General features: G+C 41.4%; 21 protein-coding genes. 12 read left to right on the plus strand and 9 right to left on the minus strand.

The features are described from left to right. Positions 1-23 precede the first annotated feature (23 nt). The 8 genes from thrS (at position 24) to ihfA (ending at position 8,305) form a co-directional block, all read left to right on the plus strand. Positions 24-1,940 carry a threonine--tRNA ligase gene (thrS, locus tag AX660_RS09000; protein ID WP_068375753.1) on the plus strand — a complete coding sequence of 639 codons (1,917 nt, stop codon included), beginning with the start codon at positions 24-26 and terminating at the stop codon, positions 1,938-1,940. A gap of 35 nt (positions 1,941-1,975) precedes the next feature. Further along, entirely contained in the window at positions 1,976-2,503 is a 528-nt protein-coding gene (gene infC / locus AX660_RS09005) for a translation initiation factor IF-3 (protein WP_082768823.1), read from the plus strand. A 114-nt stretch (positions 2,504-2,617) separates the two neighbouring features. Next, positions 2,618-2,815, plus strand: coding sequence for a 50S ribosomal protein L35 (rpmI, locus tag AX660_RS09010; protein WP_068375755.1), 198 nt, complete (start codon positions 2,618-2,620; stop codon positions 2,813-2,815). A gap of 16 nt (positions 2,816-2,831) precedes the next feature. Further along, entirely contained in the window at positions 2,832-3,188 is a 357-nt protein-coding gene (gene rplT / locus AX660_RS09015; protein ID WP_068375759.1) for a 50S ribosomal protein L20, read from the plus strand. Positions 3,189-3,435: 247 nt separating this feature from the next. Further along, positions 3,436-4,404 (plus strand): bifunctional helix-turn-helix transcriptional regulator/GNAT family N-acetyltransferase, encoded by a 969-nt coding sequence (locus tag AX660_RS09020; protein WP_068375760.1) that lies wholly within the window; start codon positions 3,436-3,438, stop codon positions 4,402-4,404. Between the two features lie 220 nt (positions 4,405-4,624). Beyond that, a complete protein-coding gene (gene pheS / locus AX660_RS09025; RefSeq protein WP_068375763.1) occupies positions 4,625-5,605 on the plus strand; it encodes a phenylalanine--tRNA ligase subunit alpha in 981 nt (326 codons plus the stop codon). 14 nt (positions 5,606-5,619) lie between these two features. Next, positions 5,620-8,004, plus strand: coding sequence for a phenylalanine--tRNA ligase subunit beta (gene pheT, locus AX660_RS09030; RefSeq protein WP_068375765.1), 2,385 nt, complete (start codon positions 5,620-5,622; stop codon positions 8,002-8,004). A 4-nt stretch (positions 8,005-8,008) separates the two neighbouring features. Continuing rightward, on the plus strand, positions 8,009-8,305 hold the full coding sequence (gene ihfA / locus AX660_RS09035; RefSeq protein ID WP_068375767.1) for an integration host factor subunit alpha: 297 nt from the start codon (positions 8,009-8,011) through the stop codon (positions 8,303-8,305). Positions 8,306-8,360: 55 nt separating this feature from the next. Here ihfA and AX660_RS09040 read toward each other — a convergent pair whose 3' ends face one another. The 4 genes from AX660_RS09040 to AX660_RS09055 all read right to left on the minus strand — a co-directional run bounded on the left by AX660_RS09040 (position 8,361) and on the right by AX660_RS09055 (position 12,612). After that, positions 8,361-9,551: an amino acid aminotransferase gene (locus AX660_RS09040; RefSeq protein WP_068375769.1), complete on the minus strand. Its 1,191-nt coding sequence runs from the start codon at positions 9,549-9,551 to the stop codon at positions 8,361-8,363. An 86-nt stretch (positions 9,552-9,637) separates the two neighbouring features. Then, positions 9,638-10,399 carry an NRDE family protein gene (locus AX660_RS09045; protein WP_068375771.1) on the minus strand — a complete coding sequence of 254 codons (762 nt, stop codon included), beginning with the start codon at positions 10,397-10,399 and terminating at the stop codon, positions 9,638-9,640. Positions 10,400-10,408: 9 nt separating this feature from the next. Beyond that, positions 10,409-11,365, minus strand: a complete 957-nt coding sequence (locus AX660_RS09050) for an FHA domain-containing protein (RefSeq protein ID WP_068375774.1) — start codon at positions 11,363-11,365, stop codon at positions 10,409-10,411. Beyond that, positions 11,356-12,612: a S1 family peptidase gene (locus AX660_RS09055; RefSeq protein ID WP_068375776.1), complete on the minus strand. Its 1,257-nt coding sequence runs from the start codon at positions 12,610-12,612 to the stop codon at positions 11,356-11,358. Before AX660_RS09055 ends, AX660_RS09050 begins: the two co-directional genes overlap by 10 nt. Before the next feature lie 133 nt (positions 12,613-12,745). Between AX660_RS09055 and AX660_RS09060 the strand changes: the two genes are divergently transcribed. Both AX660_RS09060 and AX660_RS09065 read left to right on the plus strand, forming a co-directional pair. Beyond that, on the plus strand, positions 12,746-13,378 hold the full coding sequence (locus AX660_RS09060; RefSeq protein ID WP_068375778.1) for a lysophospholipid acyltransferase family protein: 633 nt from the start codon (positions 12,746-12,748) through the stop codon (positions 13,376-13,378). Continuing rightward, entirely contained in the window at positions 13,375-14,613 is a 1,239-nt protein-coding gene (locus tag AX660_RS09065; RefSeq protein WP_068375781.1) for a cystathionine gamma-synthase family protein, read from the plus strand. Before AX660_RS09060 ends, AX660_RS09065 begins: the two co-directional genes overlap by 4 nt. A gap of 137 nt (positions 14,614-14,750) precedes the next feature. Here the strand turns inward: AX660_RS09065 and AX660_RS09070 are convergent, their stop codons facing one another. Continuing rightward, on the minus strand, positions 14,751-15,143 hold the full coding sequence (locus tag AX660_RS09070; protein ID WP_068375783.1) for an OsmC family protein: 393 nt from the start codon (positions 15,141-15,143) through the stop codon (positions 14,751-14,753). Positions 15,144-15,152: 9 nt separating this feature from the next. Continuing rightward, positions 15,153-15,995: a CvfB family protein gene (locus AX660_RS09075; protein WP_068375785.1), complete on the minus strand. Its 843-nt coding sequence runs from the start codon at positions 15,993-15,995 to the stop codon at positions 15,153-15,155. A gap of 164 nt (positions 15,996-16,159) precedes the next feature. Here AX660_RS09075 and AX660_RS09080 point away from each other — a divergent pair, with 164 nt between their 5' ends. Then, positions 16,160-17,017: a D-amino acid aminotransferase gene (locus AX660_RS09080; protein ID WP_068375788.1), complete on the plus strand. Its 858-nt coding sequence runs from the start codon at positions 16,160-16,162 to the stop codon at positions 17,015-17,017. A 4-nt stretch (positions 17,018-17,021) separates the two neighbouring features. Here AX660_RS09080 and cmoB read toward each other — a convergent pair whose 3' ends face one another. Both cmoB and cmoA read right to left on the minus strand, forming a co-directional pair. Continuing rightward, positions 17,022-17,993 carry a tRNA 5-methoxyuridine(34)/uridine 5-oxyacetic acid(34) synthase CmoB gene (gene cmoB / locus AX660_RS09085; protein WP_068375791.1) on the minus strand — a complete coding sequence of 324 codons (972 nt, stop codon included), beginning with the start codon at positions 17,991-17,993 and terminating at the stop codon, positions 17,022-17,024. A 12-nt stretch (positions 17,994-18,005) separates the two neighbouring features. Beyond that, the gene (gene cmoA / locus AX660_RS09090) at positions 18,006-18,734 is read right to left on the minus strand and encodes a carboxy-S-adenosyl-L-methionine synthase CmoA (RefSeq protein WP_068377001.1); all 729 of its coding nucleotides are present in this window, start codon (positions 18,732-18,734) and stop codon (positions 18,006-18,008) included. Between the two features lie 219 nt (positions 18,735-18,953). On the opposite strand from cmoA, the gene acs reads away from it, so the two are divergent. Then, positions 18,954-20,897, plus strand: coding sequence for an acetate--CoA ligase (gene acs / locus AX660_RS09095; protein ID WP_068375793.1), 1,944 nt, complete (start codon positions 18,954-18,956; stop codon positions 20,895-20,897). Between the two features lie 82 nt (positions 20,898-20,979). On the opposite strand, the gene fadE is transcribed toward acs, so the two are convergent. Then, the gene (gene fadE / locus AX660_RS09100) at positions 20,980-23,595 is read right to left on the minus strand and encodes an acyl-CoA dehydrogenase FadE (protein ID WP_082768824.1); all 2,616 of its coding nucleotides are present in this window, start codon (positions 23,593-23,595) and stop codon (positions 20,980-20,982) included. Between the last annotated feature and the right edge of the window lie 282 nt (positions 23,596-23,877).

A 23,877-nucleotide genomic window follows, 5' to 3' on the forward strand; every position in this document is an offset into this window, starting at 1 on the left:
TCACCACTGCGTAAGGAAATTACATGCCCATAATTACACTTCCCGACGGTAGTCAACGTCAATTCGACAATGCTGTATCTACACTTGATGTTGCCATGGATATAGGTCCAGGTTTAGCCAAAGCAACCATTGCTGGCAAAGTAAACGGCTCATTAGTTGATGCTTGCGATTTAATTACTCAAGACGCCACTCTACAAATTATTACGGCGAAAGATCAAGAAGGCTTGGAGATTATCCGCCATTCTTGCGCACATTTAATTGGGCATGCAATCAAACAACTTTATCCTGATGTGAAAATGGCCATCGGACCTGTCATTGATAATGGCTTTTATTACGACATTGATATGGAACATGCACTCAACGATGCGGATTTAGTCAAAATTGAAAAGCGTATGTTGGAATTGGCGAAGACCAATTACGACGTAGTGAAAAAAGTGGTTAGCTGGCAAGAAGCTCGCGATACCTTCGCTGAACGTGGTGAATTATATAAAATCCAAATATTGGATGAAAATATCCCTAAAGACAGCACACCTGGTTTGTACCACCACGAAGAATATATCGACATGTGTCGTGGTCCACATGTACCTAATATGCGTTTTTGTCAGAACTTCAAATTAATGAAAGTGGCTGGTGCTTATTGGCGTGGTAACAGTGACAACAAAATGTTGCAACGTGTTTACGGTACCGCTTGGGCAGACAAAAAACAGCTGGCCGCTTATTTACAACGTTTAGAAGAAGCAGAAAAACGTGATCACCGTAAAATAGGCAAAGCCTTAGATTTGTTCCATTGGCAAGAAGAAGCACCCGGTATGGTGTTTTGGCACAATGATGGCTGGACTATTTATACTCAGTTAGAAAAGTTTGTGCGAGAAAAACTGGGTAATTACGATTATGACGAAGTAAAGGGTCCATTAATGATGGATCGTTCGTTGTGGGAACGTTCTGGTCACTGGGATAAATATGCTGATGCCATGTTTACTACCACATCAGAAAAACGTGAATACGCTATAAAACCAATGAACTGTCCTGGTCACGTGCAAATATTTAATCAAGGTTTGAAATCTTATCGTGATTTACCCTTGCGTATGGCTGAATTTGGTTGCTGTCATCGTAACGAGCCTTCAGGTGCTTTGCATGGTTTAATGCGAGTCCGTGGTTTTACTCAAGATGATGCCCACATTTTCTGTACGGAAGAACAAGTATTGGCGGAAGTCGGTGCTTGTATCGATATGATCTACGACACTTACAAAACTTTCGGTTTTGAACAAATCGTGGTTAAGTTATCCACACGCCCAGAAAATCGTGTAGGTAGTGAAGAAACGTGGGACAAATCTGAGTTAGCATTAGCCAACGCTTTAAAGAGTAAAAACATCGATTTTAGCTATTTACCAGGCGAAGGTGCCTTTTATGGTCCTAAAATTGAATTTACTTTACATGATTGTTTAGATAGAGCGTGGCAATGTGGTACAGTACAGCTCGATTTTTCTATGCCCGGTCGTTTAGGCTCAACTTATGTAGCTGAAAACGGTGAAAGAAAGGTTCCTGTGATGATTCACAGAGCGGTTTTAGGTTCAATTGAACGTTTCATAGGCATTTTGATCGAAGAATATGCTGGTTTATTTCCGCTCTGGTTGGCACCAACTCAGGCGGTTGTAATGAATATTACTGACAATCAGGCAGAATATTCGCAAAATGTAGTTAAAAAGCTGAAAGAAAGTGGATTTAGAGCAAAGTCTGACTTGAGAAATGAGAAGATTGGCTTTAAAATCCGCGAGCACACGCTTAGGCGTGTCCCATATTTGTTAGTAGTCGGCGATAAAGAAATGGAAGCCGGTGAAATAGCTGTAAGATCACGCAAAGGCGATGACCTTGGCAAAATGTCAATTGAGGCATTTATTCAGCACGCAAGTGCTGAGATCGAAAGCAAACAAATCCGATAAATTACGTGGAGGAATGACATATTAAAGGCGCTAACATTAAGGCTAAAGATCCGAATAAAGCTCGGATCAACGAAGAAATAACGGTAAAAGAAGTCCGTTTGGTTGGTAAAGATGGTGAGCAAATTGGTGTTGTATCAATTAGTGAAGCTATTCAAACTGCTGAGCAATCAAGTTTAGACTTGGTTGAGATTAGCCCTAATGCAGAGCCGCCCGTATGTAAAGTAATGGATTACGGGAAGTTCCTCTTCGAAAAAAGCAAGTCTCTGAAAGAGCAAAAGAAAAAACAGAAGCAAATTCAGGTCAAGGAGATTAAATTTCGCCCTGGCACTGATGAAGGCGATTACCAGGTAAAACTGCGCAACCTGCGTCGCTTTCTAGAAGCGGGTGACAAGGCCAAAGTAACGATCCGTTTCCGCGGACGAGAAATGGCTCACCAAGAGATAGGTATTGATCAACTAACTCGAGTTAAAACCGATTTAGCTGACATTGCCAACTGCGAATCTTTCCCCAATAGGGTAGAGGGTCGTCAGATGATCATGGTGCTTGCCCCAATTAAGAAGTAGTTAAGGTCTACAAGTAATCAGGATTCTGCCCCCTGACTCACCTTACTACATTGTAATCACAAGACTTTGCGTTTCTGCAAAACAATAAGTCATTAACAATGCGGAGTTTTAGCAATGCCTAAAATGAAATCCAACCGTGGAGCTGCCAAGCGTTTCAGAAAAACCGCTTCTGGCCGTTTCAAAAGTAAACAGTCTCACTTGCGTCACATTTTGACCAAGAAGAGTTCTAAACGTAAACGTCACTTACGTGGCAAAAAATTAGTTCATACGTCGGATACAGCACTTATCCAACGCATGTTACCTTACGTTTAAGATAGGAGACTGAATAATGGCAAGAGTAAAACGTGGTGTTGTAGCACGTGCCCGTCACAAAAAGGTACTGAAGCAAGCCAAAGGTTATTACGGAGCTCGTAGTCGAGTTTATCGTGTTGCTGTCCAGGCAGTAACTAAAGCTGGTCAATATGCATATCGCGACCGTCGTCAGAAAAAACGTCAATTCCGTCAATTGTGGATTGCACGTATTAACGCTGCCGCACGTCAAAATGGTCTGTCTTACAGCCGTTTCATCAATGGCTTGAAAAAAGCTTCTGTTGAAATCGATCGTAAGATTTTGGCCGATATCGCGGTACATGACAAAAACGCATTTAGCGCATTAGTTAATGCTGCTAAAGGTGCATTAGCTTAATATTAAACATTAAGTTTAAGTTCTTTCGGAAAACGGCGAGCAGGATGCTCGCCGTTTTTCGTTTTAAATCCCTAAATCTTCAAGTTAATTCACCATTGTTTTTTATTACATGTTTACGATTCTTTAAACTCTTTTTGTATCTTTTCATTCGATATATATCTATCCAATTCAAGCAGTTAAAAATGATGGCGCATTTCATGTGTTTACGTATAGTGTACTATATAAGTAATTATGTAATGGTGAGCTTATGGATTTTTTAGACGAATTAGAAGAATTGGCCTTAGGTACTAGATTAAAGCGTTTAAGCGAAAGAATGCTGACAGACGCTGGCAAGGTTTATAAAGCCTTTAATATCGAAGTACAGCCAAAATGGTTTTCCTTGCTGGCTTTAATTGATAAAAGACAAAAAATAAATGTTGTTGAAGCTTCCCAGTTATTAGGATTAAGCCAGCCCGCAATCAGTCAGTTTTGTCGTCAACTCGAGAAAGAAGGTTTGATTGTCAGCATAATTTGTGAAAATGACAGTCGCCGCAGAGTGTTAACCTTAACGGATGTTGGACAACAGCAAGTCGCTAAAATGAAACCAATGTGGTCTGCGGTTACTCAAGCGGCTCAAGAATTAAGTCGGGAGTTAGATAATGATATTTACCAGGCTATCCGTAAATGTGAACAAGCTTTAACACGTAAATCTTTATTGGATCGTACTTTAGATATTTATCATGAAACAAGTGATGATCTAGAGTTTGTTAGCTTTGAGCCTAAGTACACTGATGTATTCAGGCAGATAAATGAAGAGTGGATTAATAGCATGTTTGTGCTCGAAGACAGTGATAAAAACGTTCTCGCGGATCCGGTCAAATATATCATTTCTAAAGGTGGTAAAATTTGGTTAGCAAAACATAAACAACTGGGATTTGTAGGTTGTTGCGCGCTGGCGAAGAAAAAAGAATTAACCTTTGAGTTAACTAAGATGGCGGTACTTGATTCTGCACGAGGTCTAAAAATAGGTGAGAAATTACTGCGTTTCACCTTACATGAAGCAGCAAAAATGCCAATGAAACGTTTGTTTTTACTCACCAATAAAAAGTGTCAATCCGCTATTCATTTGTATGAAAAAAATGGTTTTGTACATGACAGGCATGTCATGGAAGAATTTGGCAGTAATTATGCGCGTTGTGATGTGGCCATGAAATATCTAGCTATTTGGCATAATTAATTAGCTAAGCCATACAGCTACTTTTGGAATAGTTGATTTGTTGCGTCAACCCATAAAATATAGGTGTATAAATTTAACTAACAGTCTGTTTTAAACTGTTTTTTTAGCTTTTTACCTAGCCCCATATTATCTTTTTCGTGTAGAATTGCCGGTCATTTTTAGGGTTGTGGTTTATGTAGGCCACACACTGTCACAATATACTATCCAAATCGGGGATGCTATGGACTTAGATGCCATAATAGTACAAGCAGAAACACGAGTTAACGAAGCGCAAGATGCCAATGCCTTAGATGAAGTTCGTGTAGATTTTATGGGTAAAAAGGGCTTGTTAACTGAGCAGCTTAAAAGCCTAGGTAGATTATCGGCAGAAGAACGTCCTGCTGCAGGGCAATTGATTAATGATGCCAAACAAAAAGTTCAGCAGTTAATTCAGGTTCGTGGTGACATATTACGTAGCGCTGAATTAGAGCAAAAATTAGCTAATGAAAAAATTGATGTTACTTTGCCCGGCAGAGGCCTTGGTTTAGGTGGCTTGCACCCTGTTACCCGCACTATTAGCCGTATTGAAAGTTTTTTTGCGGAGCTTGGGTTTCAAGTAAAGACGGGTCCAGAGGTTGAAGATGGTTTTCACAATTTTGATGCCTTAAATATTCCAGCTAATCACCCAGCCAGGGCCGATCACGACACTTTTTATTTTAATCCTGATGTGATGCTTAGAACCCAAACCTCTGGTGTGCAAATTCGTACTATGGAAGTTGAAAAACCACCTCTGCGGATCATCTCGCCAGGCCGGGTTTATCGTAATGATTATGATCAAACCCATACACCGATGTTTCATCAGGTTGAAGGTTTGATGGTGGATAAAAATGTCAGTTTTGCCGAATTGAAAGGCATATTACACGACTTTTTAAATAACTTTTTTGAAGCTGATTTACAGGTGCGTTTTCGTCCTTCTTATTTTCCTTTTACCGAGCCCTCAGCTGAAGTGGACGTAATGGGGAAAAACGGAAAATGGCTCGAAGTATTAGGCTGCGGTATGGTGCATCCCAATGTATTACGAGCGGTAAATATTGATCCAGAAGTTTATACAGGATTTGCCTTTGGCATGGGCGTTGAGCGCTTAACGATGTTGCGATACGAAGTAAATGATTTAAGAGCGTTTTTTGAAAATGATTTACGTTTCCTTAAGCAATTTAATTAAGTCGGATAAAGAACATGAAATTCAGTGAAAAATGGTTAAGGGAATGGGTAAGTCCTAATATTACTACAGCGCAACTATCTGAACAGCTAAGTATGGCTGGCCTTGAGGTTGACGGTGTTGAGGCTGTAGCGGGCGAGTTTAGTGGCGTAGTCGTTGGCGAAGTTGTCGAATGTGCTCAGCATCCTGATGCCGATAAATTACGCGTGACTAAAGTCAATGTTGGCGAAGCTGAACTACTTGATATCGTCTGTGGTGCGCCTAATTGCCGTCAAGGTTTAAAAGTCATGGTGGCTAAAGTCGGCGCAGTATTACCAGGTGATTTTAAAATCAAAAAAGCCAAATTACGCGGTCAGGCATCTAACGGTATGTTATGTAGCTTTTCAGAGCTTGGCATTTCAAGTGAGCAAGAAGGCATAGTTGAATTACCTGCCGATGCTGTCATTGGCGCTGATATTCGCGATTATTTGCAATTAGATGATGTCACAATTGAGGTTGATTTAACTCCTAACCGTGCAGATTGTTTAGGTCTAAAAGGTCTGGCTCGTGAAGTGGGTGTCTTAAATTCTCTTGCTGTGAATGAGTTTGTCGTTAATCCCGCTGCAGTGACTATTAAAGAAACTCGTGGGATTACTTTACAAGCTCCAGCAGATTGCCCTAGGTACTTGGGACGTATAATCAAAAACATCAATTTGAATAGCACTACACCCTTGTGGATGGTTGAAAAACTGCGTCGTTCAGGCATACGAAGCATTGATCCTGTAGTTGATGTGACTAACTTTGTATTGTTGGAACTTGGTCATCCTATGCACGCCTTTGATAACGATAAGTTACAGGGTGACATTAATGTACGTTTGGCTAACAAAGGCGAAAAACTGACCTTGTTGGACGAAAACGAAGTCGAGTTAAACGCAGAAACCTTAGTAATCGCTGACCAAGATAAAGCCTTAGCCATGGCCGGTATTTTTGGTGGTTTAGATTCTGGTGTTAGTGAAGTTACCAAAGATATATTTTTAGAAAGCGCGTTTTTTGCGCCAGATATGATCCGCGGTAAAGCACGTCGTTATGGCTTACATACTGATGCATCTCATCGTTATGAGCGTGGTGTCGATCCACAATTACAACGCACAGCTATGGAACGCGCCACCGGTTTATTACTTGAGATTGTGGGGGGGCAAGCTGGCCCTATCGTGGAAGCGGTAAGTGAAGAGCATATTCCACAAGCTAAACAAGTTAGCCTGCGCCAAACACGTTTAACTAAAGTCTTAGGTTTGGCTATCTCTGCCGACAAGGTCACGGATATTCTCAAACGTTTAGGTTTTGAAGTGAGCTTTAAGGATGCAATCTGGACGGCTTTAGTGCCTGCCTATCGTTTTGATATCAGTATTGAAGAAGATCTGATCGAAGAAATTGCGCGGGTGTTTGGTTATAACTCCATCCCTAACATCGCGCCTGTTGCTAGTTTGCAGATGTCAAAACACCAAGAGCAAAAAATTCAAATAAGTGAATTAAAACGTTGTTTGGTGAATAACGACTATCAGGAAGCAATTACCTATTCTTTTGTCGATCCTAAAGTGCAGACGCTGTTGTTCCCGGATGTGCAACCCTTAGTGTTGCCCCATCCGATTTCAGTTGAAATGTCGTCTATGCGGGTCAGTTTATGGCCAGGTTTGTTACAAGCGGTATCTTACAATCAAAAACGTCAGCAAGGCCGAGTCAGATTATTTGAATCAGGTTTACGTTTTATTCCTGACAGTAGTGAAAAAACCGGCGTAAACCAACAAGCAGTGATTGGTGGTGTAGTAACAGGTTTAGTCAGTGATGAACATTGGGGGCAAGCAACTCGTCCCGTTGACTTTTTTGACCTTAAAGCCGATGTTGAACGTTTGCTCGCGATGACAGGACGTAATGATTTTCGTTTTGAACAGTGTAGCCATAGTGCCTTACATTCTGGGCAGTCTGCGGCGATTTATAGTCAACAACAGTGCATTGGTTTTATTGGCGCTATTCATCCACAATTTGAGAAAAAATTGGGTTTAAGTGGTCGAACTTTTGTATTTGAGTTGGAAATTTCCTTGTTAGGGCTAAAAAAATTGCCTCAAGCGAAAGAAATTTCAAAATTTCCAGCAAATCGACGTGACATTGCAATCGTTGTAGACGATGATAAAGTTGTTGGCGAAATATTGAGTTGTATAGAAAAATTTGGCGCAAATCAACTAGTTGGCCTAAACTTGTTCGACGTGTATCGAGGGAAGGGAATTGCTCCCGGCTATAAGAGTCTGGCGATATCGCTAACTTTACAAGATAAAACCAGAACACTTGAAGAACACGAAATTCAAACAATAGTTGATGGCATTCTGACAGAGTTGTCAGAAAAATTTGGGGCATCTTTGAGGGATTGACGAAATGGCGTTAACCAAAGCCGAAATGGCAGAACACTTATTTGAAAAATTAGGTATTAATAAGCGCGATGCTAAAGAACTCGTTGAAACGTTTTTTGAGCAAGTTCGTGAGGCTTTAGAATCTGGTGAGCAAGTGAAATTATCAGGATTTGGTAATTTTGATTTGCGCCAGAAAAATGAAAGACCTGGTCGTAACCCAAAAACGGGTGAAGATATTCCGATTAAAGCGCGTCGTGTAGTCACTTTTAGACCTGGGCAAAAACTAAAAAGCCGGGTTGAGAATACTAAACCTATCGAGTAATTTATCCTGTGTACAAAAAAACCGGCTTTAGCCGGTTTTTTTATATTACGCAAATTTAGAGCACAGAAACTAAAGATTTAGCTAGGCTATCAACATTTTTAAGGCTGATACCTGCAATGTTTACGCGGCTCGATTCAACAAAATAAACGCTGTGTTTGTCACGCATGGCGATAACTTGCTCAGGTGAAATACACAAATAAGAAAACATGCCTTTTTGTTGTTTAACAAATTCGAAGTCTTGCTGAGCACCATATTCTTTTAGTTTAGAGACTAACAAACCACGTAAGTCCTGCATGCGGCTGCGCATCATTTCAACTTCAGCCATCCACTCAGTACGCAAATCTGGTTGACGCAATACGATGTCTACTAAAGCTCCGCCGTAAGAGGGAGGCATAGAATAAATTGCACGTGCAATCGATTGAATTTGAGTTTGGATAGCATTACGCACAGTGCTGTTAGCTGTGACCATCAGGGCCAAACCGACACGCTCACGGTATAAACCAAAGTTTTTTGAACAAGAGGCAGCAATTATTACTTCAGGCAAATTATTAACTAACAAACGTGTACCGTAAGCATCGTCTTCTAAACTGTCACCAAAACCTAAATAAGCGACATCGATAAAAGGAATAAACCCAGTTTTTTGAGCTAACTCAAGCACGGTTTGCCATTGCTCTTTGGTTAAATCAGCCCCAGTAGGGTTGTGACAGCAACCGTGTAACAATACGATGTCACCCGCTTTGACGTTTTGTAAACACTCAACCATGGCATCAAACTTAATACTGGCTTTGGCTTTGTCGAAGTAAGGGTAGGTCTCAATTTTTAAGCCCGCATTACCGATTAATGGAATGTGGTTGGCCCACGTTGGATCGCTTACCCACACTGTGGTGTCAGGCTTACAACGTTTAATTAACTCAGACAAAATACGCAAAGCACCACATCCACCGGGCGCTTGTACTCCAGCAACGCGATTTTCCAATACTGCTTTGTTACCTTTACCCAGTAATAACTCGGTTAAGCCATCAATAAAACCCTGTACACCCTGTGGCGTGATATAGGTTTTAGACTCTTCGGTATTTAATAAGATCTGTTGAGCTTTAGCGATTGAATTGAGGATAGGTGTACGACCTTCCTCATCCTTATAAACACCTACGCCTAAATCAATTTTTAATGGATTGGGATCGGCTTTAAATGCGGTTGATAAACCTAAAATAGGATCGGCGGGAAGTTGTGGTAATACTTCAAACATAAGGTTCCTCAAAAACAGGCTAAATTAGGAAAGCACAAGGGGCGACATTATGCCATCGACGTGAGAAATTTCGAGAGGAAATACGTCTAATTTATATCGAATTCAAAATTTTGTGCAGAAACGCACAATGCGTCTTGAGAAAATGTTCTTTCACTCCAACTTACACGTTGTTGTGTATCAATTTTTAAGATAGTGGATGAGCGTGTGCCATAGTCTTGGCCATGAATAAATATTGATGAAAGTTTACGCTCCCATTCAAGTGGAACACCGGTTTGCGGAAGTTCAGCGTCAGTTGCCTTTGTACTATCGAGTAATAAAGCGAATAGTTCATCATCCTCTATGTCTAGTGCTTTTTGACAATAGTGATTTAAGCTTTTAATACCTTTAGTAACCTTTGGCCAAGGAATGTTTACGCTAGCATTGGATAAACCAAAGACACCGCTTCCCAAGTCACTCAGTTGATTGAGTTGATTATTGTATATCTGCAATCTATTCCAGCGACCAAATAACAAGTTGTAACCGTTATATTGATTACGGGCAGTTTGCATGAGGGGAACAGAATAGTCATCTGCTTGTTCGAGATAGTGTTTAACTAACATGCCACGACTAATGACATCGTTTTTTATTGTTTGCGGCGCCCGGATATTAGTGATGGCGGCGATATGGCCTTGAGTATTCACCCCCATCCAAGTACCTCCGGCTTGTTGGTCAAGGCCCGCTAAAATAGTGGGGGAGGAAGACCAAAAATGCGAGGGAGTAGTAGGACGCTTAAAAAATTCATCGCGATTAGCCGCAATAATAAGCGGGTAGTGCTTATGTTGGTTTACCGCGATAAATAGTATGCACATTAACGTTATCTAGTCTTTTTTCATTTTGTCCAGTTTGCTAAAAAGCCTTTGAGAATTATCAATAAACTTCTCAGTTTCAAAGGCTTTGGTAAAGTTATAGGCCGGAGCCAACAAGGTTGCATCGTAGTTTGGACTGCTATCAAATTCACCGGTATTTAAAAAACCGAAGGTAAACAGTGGCGCCAAAATTAAAAAAGATAGACTTAAGGCAATAATATTGCGGCGTTTTGTGGCTTGATGAAAAGCAATAAACAAACTGAGCCAAATAAAACCACTTAGTAATATGCCAAATATGACAAATTCAATAAACGCAAACCAAGCTCCAGGGTTGACATTAAATACCACTATTTTTTGCAACAAGCTAAGCACGTAAAAAACTAACGTAATTAATAAGGTTAGGTTGATCTGATTAACGATATGGCTTTCTTTCTTAACCACTTTAGCTAATATCGCAAAACTGAGAGGCCATAAACTGAACAGGGCTAATTGACCTAACTGCGCAGGTAAAACCGCGATTAACTTAAATTCTTTGACGCTATCAATGTATTCAGATAGCAATAAATAACTGATACATAAAAAGGATAAACACACAGCTAAAAACGCCTTGTTTAACCAATTTAGATTTTCTTCCAATTCACTTAAGGGCATTGCCCGTGGTAGAGGGGCCTTGGTATCAATTATGCGCAGGTGAGTGCGGCCAATTTTGATGACATCATTGGGGCTTAAAGTTGCCTGAGTAACAAATTTATTATTGATTTTTATGCCGTTGGTAGACTGGCAATCATTAACCATCAAAAGACCCGACTCCGGATCGATGGCCACCAACATGTGACTAGGGCAGACGTAGGGATCATCTAATCTTAAATCGTTATTAAAATCTCGACCTACACATACATAATCCTGCTCAAACTTATAGTGTTTAAGTGGGATGTTTTTACGAGATAAAAGCTCTAACACTATTGCCATGCGACTGCATCCATAAATTGTTTAGTAAAACTCAGTGCAGAATCTTTGGCGACACCGGCTAGCGTGAAATGACTAATAAGCCCTTGTTGATCATGATCAAGTGTGGCCCCGATAAATAGCACATCATAAAGTCCGTCAAATTCTTTGTAAGCACGCAGACATAGTATGGTTTTGCTATTTACCTGATGAATATTAATCACTTTGTTATGTTCACATTGATAGTTGGTGACATCAGTTTTGGTGGCCATATTACCAGCACCTGCACCAACTAAACTTTTACTGTATAAGGAATAAAAACGATGTTGGCCGAGTTCTTTGCCGCTTAACCATTCAAATTCCAACTCAATTCCGCCAGTGCGTAAACCTCCATTTAAAAAGATTTGTTCATCTAAGCGGCAACGGTTTTCTACCGACAAAAACAGCGCTTCATTATCATTAGTATTAGAATCGCCCCAACAAGACAAAAACTCGCCAATTTTGGTTGGCACGCTGGCTTCACCCAAAGAGCTTTTTTGCCATGTGGTATTTTGCAATTGTGTAATGATTTCTGCTTGATTTGCCATTAACTGCTGTTGGATATTATTTTTAAATTGATCTATTGCGAGTATTTCATCCTGATGTTTTGCGGCTAAACGCTGCACTTTATTCAGGGGTATAAGAAAGCCAATTTGGTTGCCTGCGGTGGCTACGTTAACTCCAACCACTTCACCAAGTGCGTTTACTACAGGGCCACCGCTCATACCAGGGTTTATCGCGCCGGTAAAATGAATACGCTGATAAAAACTGTTCTTTTTTATACCGTTAAAGGTGCCAGGTACTACTATCATGCCCAGATCATGAGGATTACCAAGGGAGTAGATAGTTTCTCCTTGGCCGGGTAATTCATTGGCGATATTGAAAGTGTCTTCATTTTCAGTCGTGCTGGTTTTACGTACTAGCGCTAGATCATTCACTACATCAAAATTGATTAAGGCTAAGGTGCCATTACTGCCGTCGTTACTCAGATATTCAATCCGGTATTTTTCAGGAGTAAAGACGTATTCAGACACCACATGATAGTTGGTGAGTATATTGCCTTGTTGATCAATCTGAAATCCAGAGCCAATCGAGGATTTATTACCCGATTCTAATTCTATAATTCGAATTTGATAAAGGGCTGATTGATAATGACTAAATAGGTTTTGCGCGGTTTGTTGACTTTGAGCGTGTGCACTAAAAATGAACAACAGAACTAAAAAACGTCTCAATAGGGTTCTTCCTGTAGATAAAATAGTTTGGCAAGTGATGAAACGACTTACACTAAGACTAAGTGGAGTCTCGACAAAACGGGTCAGTTAAGCGAACATTGCGCCAGTTTAAATTGCACAAGCCAAAATTGAAATGGCAAATCCATTAAATACTCCGATTCTATCTGATGATATTCCGCGCATCGGCAATAAATTTAGTTGTTGGTTAGGCACCAGTGTACTTAACCTTATGGGCTGGCGTTATGCCGGTGAGTTTCCGAGTCATGCAAAAATGATTGTGGCAGTGGCACCACATACCTCTAATTGGGATTTTATCATCGGTTTGGCTGTCGCCTTTAATCTGCGTTTGAAAATCACTTTTTTTGGCAAACACAGTTTGTTTATGCCGCCCTTTGGTGCTTTGTTACGTCGCTGTGGAGGATTGCCCGTTGAACGCTCTAAGGCTCATGGCGTAGTAGACCAAATGGCTGATGCCATGAGGAGGGCCGATAAAATGGTGCTGTGTATTGCGCCAGAAGGGACTCGTAGTCGTATCGAGCGTTGGAAAACCGGTTTTTTACATATTGCACACAAAGCTGAAGTGCCAGTATTTTTAGTAGCACTTGATTATAAGAAAAAACAGATTGAATTTGGTCCCTCGCTCAATATCGGTGAAGATATACAATATGAGTTAAATCGCATTTATAGCCATTATCAAACGGTAGAGGCTAAATATCCTGATAGAGTCGCAACTATAGTAGTACCGCAAACCGGAGAACAAGATTGAATAACAAAGGCTTTACCACTCGCCTGATCCACGCTGATCGTATCATTAACCAACCGCAGTTTGGTGCCGTACATCAGGCCACTAATAATTCAGTATTGTTTGAGTACAAACGTGCGCAGGAACTGGTTGATGTTTTTCAAGGTAAACAAGCTGGTCACGTTTATTCCCGTTCATCTTCATCATCAACGGTAGCCTTGCAAAATATCCTGACTCATCTGGAAGGAGGAATTGGGGCGATTACTTTTGCTACTGGGATGGCAGCGATTACTGCCACTATGTTGAGTTTATTTAAGGCCGGTGATCATTTGATCCTAAGTCGGTTTTTATTTGGTAATACTCGCAGTTTAACTGAGACCATGCAGAGCCTCGGTATCACCATCAGCTTTGTTGATGTGACCAATGTTGAAAACGTTAAGCAGGCCAAACAAACTAACACTCGTGCGGTATTTTTAGAGACAATTGCTAATCCAGTGACACAAGTCCCTGATATGGCAGCGATAGGGCAGTGGTGTCAGCAAAATAATATTTTGTTTATGGTTGATACCACCATGACGCCCCCTAATTTATTTGATCCTAAGTCTGTTTTAATTTCGCTCACCATCAGCTCGTTAACTAAATATATTGCTGGTCACGGTAATGTATTGGGTGGGGCAGTAGTGGATACCGGCTTATTTGACTGGTCAAAGTTTGAAAATATTTTGCCACTTTATCGCTGTGGTGATAGCCAAATTTGGGGATTAACCCAAATTCGCAAACGAGGTTTGCGGGATATGGGCGGTACTATGTCACCCGAATCAGCCCATGCTATCTCAGTAGGCTTAGAAACCTTAGTGCTGCGCACTCAACGTACTTGCGACAATGCCGTTAAACTTGCTAACTACCTGCAAAACCATAAACAAGTGGCAGCAGTGTATTACCCCGGATTATCACAACATCCACAGCATCAAAGGGCTAAACAGTTATTCAGTGGTTTTGGTGGCATATTGAGTTTGGACTTAGTAACAGGTATCGATCCTATCGCATTTTTGGATAAGTTGGCCTTGGTTATTTGTGCCACACATTTAGGTGATACGCGCACTTTAGCCCTGCCGGTTGCTTCGACGATTTATTATGAGTGCAGCGTCGAACAAAGACAGCAAATGGGGGTGGGTGACAACATGATCCGCATGTCGATTGGCATTGAAGATTTTGATGATTTAGTCGCTGATTTTGAACAGGCTTTTGCAGCGTTTTAAAAAAGTAGTTACGAGCGGCGAGCCACGAGTTGCGAGCTAAAACAAAGAGAGTTTTGTTTTAGCTCTAAAGTACAGCAGACTTTTTGCTAGAAACTAGAAACTAGAAACTAGAAACTAGAAACTAGAAACTAGAAACTTTAAGCTATCGCATAGCTCGTGGTGATTTCCACATTGCCAGCCAGCATCAACATTACCGAACAGTATTTTTCTGCCGATAATTGTACCGCTCTGGCCACATGTTTATCGGTGAGTTTGTCTCCGGCAACCACATAATGAGCGTGAATTTTAGTGAATACTCGTGGGGCAGATTCAGCACGTTGTGCTTCAAGTTCACAAAAACAACTATGAACATCCAAGCGAGATTTTTTCAGAATATCTACCACATCAATAGATGAACATGAACCCACTGAAAGTAAAACACTTTCCATGGGAGTGATGGCTTCACCGTTGCCGTCCATGATTATACTTTTACCACTGTCTGTTTCACCTAAAAATGATAGGCCCTGTTGCCAGCTAACTTTTGCTTTCATTCTTTTTATTTAACCTTTGTTTTCGACTAACGTAATTTTATTTTTATCGAGTAAAATTCTTTTTTGTTTGAATAGTCCACCTATGGCTTTTTTATAGGCGGCTTTACTGACATTAAAACGCTGGCTTATTTCTTCGGCCGGGCTTTTATCGGTTAAGGTCGATAAACCACCATGGGCGAGTAAGTCTTCAATAATCTGTTCGGCTAAACTGCCACGGGCTTCTTTATCGTGAAATTGAAAGCACAGATCAATTTTGCCGTCTTCGCGAATACGTTTAATAAACCCCGGTAATTTATAACCAATTTTAATCGGCTTAAATATTTCGTCTTTAAACACTAAACCTAAATAAGAGCCATTCACTACGGCCTTATAACCCATGTCTGTGCGTCCACAGATCAATAAATTGACTGCTTGTTTAGGTTCAAATTCAGTCGCTACTTCAGGTAAAAAGTCCCGTAAGCGGGTAGAGGCTGCAATGCGGTTAGTTTCTTCATCACAAAACAAATAAACCACATAACTCATACCTTCGGCCATGGGGTAATCTTGCTCACTAAAGGGCACCAGCAAGTCTTTTTCTAAGCCCCAATCAAGGAAGGCGCCGACTTTAGTAATACTGATCACTTTTAAGAATGCACATTGGTCTACCTGGGCTTTAGGGTTTTTAGTGGTAGCGATAATGCGATCATCACTATCGTGATAGATAAAAACGTCGAGCATGTCGCCGACTTTACAGCCCTGAGGTACGGTATTAGTGGGAAGTAGAACTTGCCCCATGTCACCTCCATCCAGATAAAAACCAAAGGGCACTTGGTTTACTACTTCGAGATGATTAAATTTTCCAATTTGCAGCATAGTGAGTCGTCAGCTTTATCAATAAACAAGCTGAATTGTACCCGATTATTGGCTGGCACTATACAAGTGAAATAAATAATCTTGCGCGATTAAAAGCTAGCTTAAACTATCGTTTTTCATGGCATAATCAGTCATATAGCTAGGTTATTTTAAGAGTAACAAACATGACAATAGTATTTTTGAATGGTGAGTTTATGCCCATGGCAGAAGCTAAAATATCACCTATGGACCGAGGATTTTTATTTGGTGATGGCATCTACGAAGTTATCCCCAGTTATGCGGGTAGATGTGTTGGCTTTTTACCCCATTTACAACGAATGGAGAGTGGTTTACAGGCGATTGGCATGCCCTTGCCTATGGAGATTGATGCATTCAAATCCTTAGTCGAGCGCCTGATTATTGACAACGGCAGTGGTAATCTTGGGGTGTATATTCATGTAAGTCGTGGCACCGATGTTAAACGTAACCATGCATATCCTATTAATATACCTCAAACTGTATTTGCTTTTACCTTCGAGATCCCAGCAGAGCCGGTAGCGGATAAAACGTTAGCTAAAGCTTATAAAGTCAGTAGTACTCAGGATTTACGCTGGAAACGTTGTCATATTAAATCCACGTCTTTGCTTGGCAATGTGATGCACTTTCAGCAAGGTCAGGATGCAGGTAACAATGAAACCATACTGTATAACCAAGATGGCTACTTAACCGAGGCCAGTGCCTGTAATGTGTTTGTGGTGAAAAATAAGACTATTTTAACTCCGCCACTTGATCATCAGTTACTACCAGGGATCACCCGTATGTTGTTACTCGACATCTTAAAACAACACAGTAGTTTGCAGTTTGCTGAACGTGCCATCCACATGGATGAAGTGCGCAGTGTGGATGAAATTTGGCTGACCAGTTCTTCTAAAGAAATCGCGCCAGTAATCAAACTAGATGGCAAAGCAGTTGGCGATGGTAAGGTGGGCGATATATGGCTGGCCGCACAGAGTTTGTTTTGCCAGCATAAATACAACTATTAAAATTCTAACGTTCAGCGATGAGCACTGCGCGAAGCGGTGCCGGATAACCTTCGATGGTACGGCTGTTATCTTGTGGATCTAAAAAATCTGCCAAGGATTGGCTTTCCATCCACTGTGTTTTTCGTTGTTCATCTAGGGTGGTTGGTGCTACATCCACCACTCTTATATTGCTAAAACCGACACGCTCTAACCATAAAGTTAGGGCTTTAGTTGAGGGCAAATACCATACGTTACGCATTTGTGCATAACGATCCTCAGGCATAAATACAGTCTGTTCGTCGCCTTCAACTACTAAAGTTTCAAGCACCAACTCCCCACCTTTACGTAATTGACTTTTTAGCTGGTATAAAAAATCGATAGGGCTTTTGCGATGGTAAAGTACTCCCATGGAAAACACTGTATCAAAGGCTTGTAGTTCGGGTAGTTGTTCAACCCCTATGGGCAATAAATGGATACGTGGGTCAGGATTAAACTGTTTAATTGCCTGAAACTGCATTAAAAATAATTGTGAAGGGTCTGCACCCACCACTAACTTTGGATCTTCAGCTAACATTCGCCACATATGATAACCACTGCCACAACCTACATCGAGTACATGACGGTTTTTTAGGGAATGGATATGAGGTTTAACTCTGTCCCATTTCCAGTCAGAACGCCATTCGGTATCGATATGAATACCGTGGATAAAAAATGGGCCTTTACGCCACGGCATAAACTGTTTGAACAAACCTACAAGTTGTTTGCTGGTATGTTCGTCAATATCACTGGCAAAGCCAAATTCGACTTTATCTTGTAGTTCAATGTTTGAAACCGACGTTTGCGGAAATAAGCTAAGTAACTTTAACCATTTAGCAAAATCACCATGGAGTTGCGCGCTTTGCCACAGGGCTAGTTGGGCGGGTAACACTTCTAACCAATGACTCAAAGGCGAGTGGGCAATTTGTTGATAAAAGTCTTTAAACCAAGGAAATGACATTAAAAACGCGCCTTATTTAATCGCTACGATTGAAGCAAAGTTGAAACACTTAAACCACATATTTACTTCCACAAAGCCAGCCGAGAGTAAACGCTGCTGATGACTTTCAAAGCTTTCAATGCGCATCACATCTTCTAAGGCGCTGCGTTTTTGGCTGATTTCAAGCTCGCTATAGCCATTACGACGTTTAAATTCGTGATGCAGATCGATTAATAATTCATTGCTAACGGCATCTTTATGTTGCAGTTTTTCAGACAAAATCAATATGCCACCCGGTAATAAACCAGCAAAGATTTTAGCAATAATACTGTTACGTTCTTCAGGTGCTAAAAACTGCAGAGTAAAATTCATAATAACCACACTGGCTTTTTTAATGGCTATATTTTGTATGTCGTCACAAAGGACTTCAATGGGGCAGGCAGATTTAAAAGCCTTAGTATGTAAACGACAACGTTCAACCATAGCGGCCGAATTATCAACGGCAATAATTTTACAATTTGTTTTATTAAGGTTTTTACTGGCCGCTAAACTTGCAGCACCTAAGGAACAACCCAGGTCATAGATATGGCTGTTATCTTGCGCACAACGTCCAACCAACTGGCCGATGGTATCAATTATAGTGGCATAACCTGGCACAGAACGTTGGATCATGTCTGGAAAAACTTCAGCTACCGCCTGATCAAAACGAAAGGGTTCGATAGTCTGTGGATAAGAATAAATAGCGTCTTTGCCTGCTTGCATGGAATTAAAATCTAAGGTCACAAAATAGCTGGTAATTCTAACCGCCTAAGGCTTTTCAGGCAATTTCATTAATGCTTTGCTTAACGTAAAGAACAGTCGAAGGATGTTAATGTAAGGTTAGTTTATTACAAATGGCTATAACGTAGTTGCTTGCCAAATGGGAAGAGCTCTTATACCTTATGCGCCTTTAATTTTGCGTTTTACCTTGGAAATCTTGCTATGTCACAAAGTCTATATCCTGTTTCGGATGCACTCAAAAGCAGTGCTCACGCCAATAAAGAAGAATATCAACGTCTATATCAATGGTCGGTTGAAGATCCCGAAGCTTTTTGGGCTGAACAGGGTAAACGGCTGGATTGGATAGTGCCTTTTAGCCAAGTTAAAAATTGTAGTTTTGCTAAAGATAAAGCCAGTGTTAAGTGGTACGAAGATGGCCAGTTAAACGCCAGTTATAACTGTATCGACCGACATTTGCCTGATAATGCCCAGCGTACAGCGATTATTTGGGAAGGTGATGATCCAACAGCAGATAAACATATCACTTACCGCCAATTACATGACGAAGTGTGTAAGTTAGCAAATGGCTTAAAACAGCGTGGCGTGAATAAGGGTGACAGGGTTATTATTTATATGCCCATGATACCTGAAGCTGCTTATGCGATGTTGGCCTGTGCACGGATCGGGGCAGTACATTCGGTGGTGTTTGGCGGATTTTCACCACATGCCATTGCTGATCGTATTCAAGACTGTGGTGCTAAGGTGATCATTACTGCTAACTTTGGCCGCCGTGGCGGTAATCAGGTTGCGCTTAAAGATAATGTTGACAAAGCCTTGTTAAAAGACACCACAGCCTGTGTAGAAAAAGTCATTGTATTCAAATTTACTGACAGCCCTTGTCATTGGAATGAACAAAAGGATGAGTGGTGGCATGAGCTAACAGCCAATTGTGCTGCGCAGTGTGAGCCCGTCGCGATGAGTGCCGAAGATCCGCTATTTATACTCTATACCTCAGGGTCAACGGGCCAACCTAAAGGTGTGGTACATACTACGGGTGGCTACTTGGTCTATGCCTCAACTACTCATCATTATGTATTTGATAATAAACCTGATGACATATATTGGTGTGCGGCGGATGTAGGCTGGATCACTGGCCATACTTATATCGTATATGGTCCTTTAGCAAACGGCGCGACCACCTTAATGTTTGAAGGTGTACCTACTTACCCTGACGTGCGACGTATGGGGCAGATTGTGGATAAACATCAGGTCTCCATATTGTATACCGCACCCACCGCCATTCGTGCCTTAATGGCAAAAGGTGATGAACCCGTGCAAGGTAGCGTGCGTGATAGTTTACGTTTGCTGGGCAGTGTGGGGGAACCCATCAACCCTGAAGCATGGCAATGGTATTATCAAAAAATTGGTAAATCACAATCACCGATTATGGATACTTGGTGGCAAACTGAAACCGGTGGCATTTTGATTACACCTTTACCCGGTGTGACCGATCTTAAGCCTGGTTCAGCCACCCTGCCATTTTTTGGCGTGACCCCCGCTTTGATGAGCAGTGAAGGTGAAATATTAGAAGGTGAAGCGGAAGGTAATTTGGTAATCACTAGTTCATGGCCAGGACAAGCTCGCACGGTGTGGGGCGATCATGAACGTTATAATCAAACCTATTTTAGTACCTACGAAAATATGTATTTTACCGGTGATGGCGCTAGACGTGACGCCGATGGTTATTATTGGATCACCGGTCGAGTGGATGATGTATTAAATGTATCTGGCCACCGTTTAGGTACCGCTGAAATTGAAAGCTCATTGGTTGCCCATCCCGCTGTAGCTGAGGCAGCAGTGGTTGGTTATCCCCATGATATTAAAGGGCAAGGTATCTACGTATATTTACTGCCCACTGATGGCACAGAAATCACTCCTGAGTTGACCAAAGCGGTACGCACTTGGGTAAGAGAAGATTTAAGCCCTATTGCCAGCCCAGATATGATCCAATGGACGACGGGATTACCTAAAACGCGTTCAGGTAAAATCATGCGCCGCATATTACGTAAGATTGCAGCAAATGAATATGAACAGCTTGGCGACACATCAACTTTGGCTGATCCTTCGGTGGTTGATGAATTAATCAATAATCGCTTAAATCGCTGAGACTAGAGTAAAAAATAGTCATAAAAAAAGCCCTGATTTCAGGGCTTTTTTATAGACTTGATTTTTGGAGAGAAGAATTCTCTTACTCAGTTTTTGGGCTTGTTTTGGGTTTAGCCTTAGCTTTTGGTTTAGGACTTGCAGGTGCTGTTGACTTAGGGGCAACTGGCGCCTTGGGCTTAGGACTAACTGGGGTTTTAGGTTTTGAACTCGTGGTGGCTTTAGGCTTCACCGCTGCTTTGGGTTTAGGGCTAGCGGGTGCTTTTACTGCAGGGCTTTGGGTAGGAGACTGAGCTAAGACACTAGGTTCAAAATCATCTACATTGATGGTTCTGAGTCGACCAGCTTCACAAGCACGTAACAGCTCTGCTTGTGCCTCAGTTAATACATCCAATTCAAGACCAAGATCAGCCACTGCATCTAAGTTAGTAAAGGGTAAACGTTGTTTAGCCGCTTTGCAGACTTTGTTATACAAAGGTTCACAAGCAATCACATTCTCGAGAGTTTGTTCAAGGTCGCCCATTAACATGCCTGATTCGCGAGATAAAAACTGGCCTTTACCTAAACGGGTTCTGGTATCACTAGGTGTTTGTAAAATGCTAGCCACGGCGCTATCTAAGCTATCCGAAGGTTTATTGAAACGTTTGCCAAAGGGCATAATGATCAGCTTGAGGCACGTACCTAGCAACTTATTCGGAAAGTTGTTTAACAACTCTTCAAGTGAGGTTTCCAGTTTAAACATGCAATCCTGCATGGCCCAATGCATTAAGGGTAGATCTTCATTTCTGCGTCCTTCATCATCAAAACGTTTCAGTACACAGGAAGCCAAATATAAGTAGCTAAGTAGGTCACCCAGTCGAGCCGACACTCGTTCGCGACGTTTAAGCTCGCCACCTAATACTCCCATGGCCACATCCGATAAAAATGCCATATTAGCGCTGTATTGTTGCATTGAACGATAATAGACACTGGTTTCATCCATGAATGGTGAGCCAGCTAGTTTAGCGCCTGTCAGTGAAAACCATAGGCTTCTACTTAAGTTACTGATGGCAAAACCAACATGCGCAAACAAGGCGCTATCAAATAGTTTTAATCCTTGTTCTTCATCTGGATGGTTGGCGGCCAGCAATTCACTTAATACAAATGGATGGCAGCGCATGGCACCCTGACCATAGATCATCATATTCCGAGTAAGTATGTTGGCACCTTCAACGGTAATTGCGATTGGCGCACCTTGATAACCACGGCCTAAATAGTTATTTGGCCCAAGCATGACACCTTTACCACCATGAATATCCATAGCGTCATTAACTAATTGGCGCATTTTTTCGGTTAAGTGATACTTACAAATGGCTGAGATGACCGAGGGTTTTTCACCTAAATCAACGCCTTTAGTGGTAAAGGAGGTGACGGCATCCATCAAATAAGTATTGCCACCTATACGGCCCAACATTTCCTCGATGCCTTCCATGCTGCCGACAGGTATTTTGAACTGACGACGAATACGGGCATAAGCACCGGTGGCCAAAGCTAAGCTTTTAGCACCACCTGCGGAGGTAGAGGGCAGGGTAATACAGCGCCCCACCGATAAACACTCCACCAACATGCGCCAACCTTGGCCAGCCATTTTCACGCCACCTATAATGTAATCCAGCGGTACAAAAATATCTTTGCCGCGAATCGGACCATTTTGGAAAGGTACATTTAATGGAAAATGACGATTGCCAATATCTAAGCCATCAGTATCTCTTGGGATCAACGCACAAGTAATACCATAATCTTTTGCTTCCCCTAATAGTCCATCGGGATCGGACATTTTAAAGGCTAATCCTATCACCGTCGCAACCGGTGCTAAGGTGATATAACGTTTATCAAAGGTCAGTTTAAGACCGATAATTTCTTTGCCTTGCCACTTGCCTTTACAAACGATGCCTGTGTCAGGTAATGAACCTGCGTCTGAGCCCGCTTCAGGGCCGGTTAAAGCGAAACAAGGAATTTCTGCGCCTGTAGCGAGTCGCGGCAAATAGTGTTTTTGTTGTTCTGGCGTGCCGTAGTGTTGCAGTAATTCACCTGGCCCCAGTGAGTTTGGAACACCAACAGTGGTCGATAATACGGCACTGACGCCAGACAATTTTTGCAATACCCGTGATTGAGCAAAAGCAGAAAAGTCCAAGCCGCCATATTCTTTTTTAATGATCATGGCAAAAAATTTGTTATCTTTTAGATACTGCCAAACCTCGGGGGATAAATCTGCTCGGGTATGGGTAATATCCCAGTCATTGCACATCTTACAGACTTGTTCGACAGGTCCGTCTAAAAACGCTTGTTCCTCTACGGTTAATCTTGCCTGCGGAATATTGTGCAACATTTGCCAATTGGGATTGCCACTGAATATTTCGCCATCCCACCACACAGTGCCTGCGTCTATGGCATCTTTTTCAGTGCTAGACATTTCAGGCATGATTTTTTTGTAGATTTTAAGGATAGGTGTGGTGAAATATTTCACACGAATAGATTCGATGTTTAATGGTAAGGCAATCGCCAAGTAAAATAACCACGTAAACTCACCTACGATACCGGCAAAGCTACCCAGTAATAACGCGCAAAACATTGCCACAGTTGCATCGAATAACTTCATACGATGATAACTAACAGCTCCAAAAGCCAATAAAATGAGTAAAAACCACATTAACAATTGCATAACAACTCCCTAAGTGTCGAGGTCAGACCACGCTGCAAATTATAACCAAGGTAACGTAAAATCAATAGCTTAGTATAGTAATTTTAATTTTTTGAAATGACATATACTCATCATCCTTGAAACTGCACGTTTGTTGGCTGCGCTCATTCGCTATGATTTGTGAATAGATAGCTAGTTGAAAATTTAAAAGTTCACTAAGCGACAACTCGTTAACGTCGTCGCTTAGATAGTATAGAAAGGAAAGTGCTTATGACTACTTTATTGTTTGAATAGATGCTGATT

Source organism: Paraglaciecola hydrolytica (assembly GCF_001565895.1).
GTDB lineage: Bacteria > Pseudomonadota > Gammaproteobacteria > Enterobacterales > Alteromonadaceae > Paraglaciecola > Paraglaciecola hydrolytica.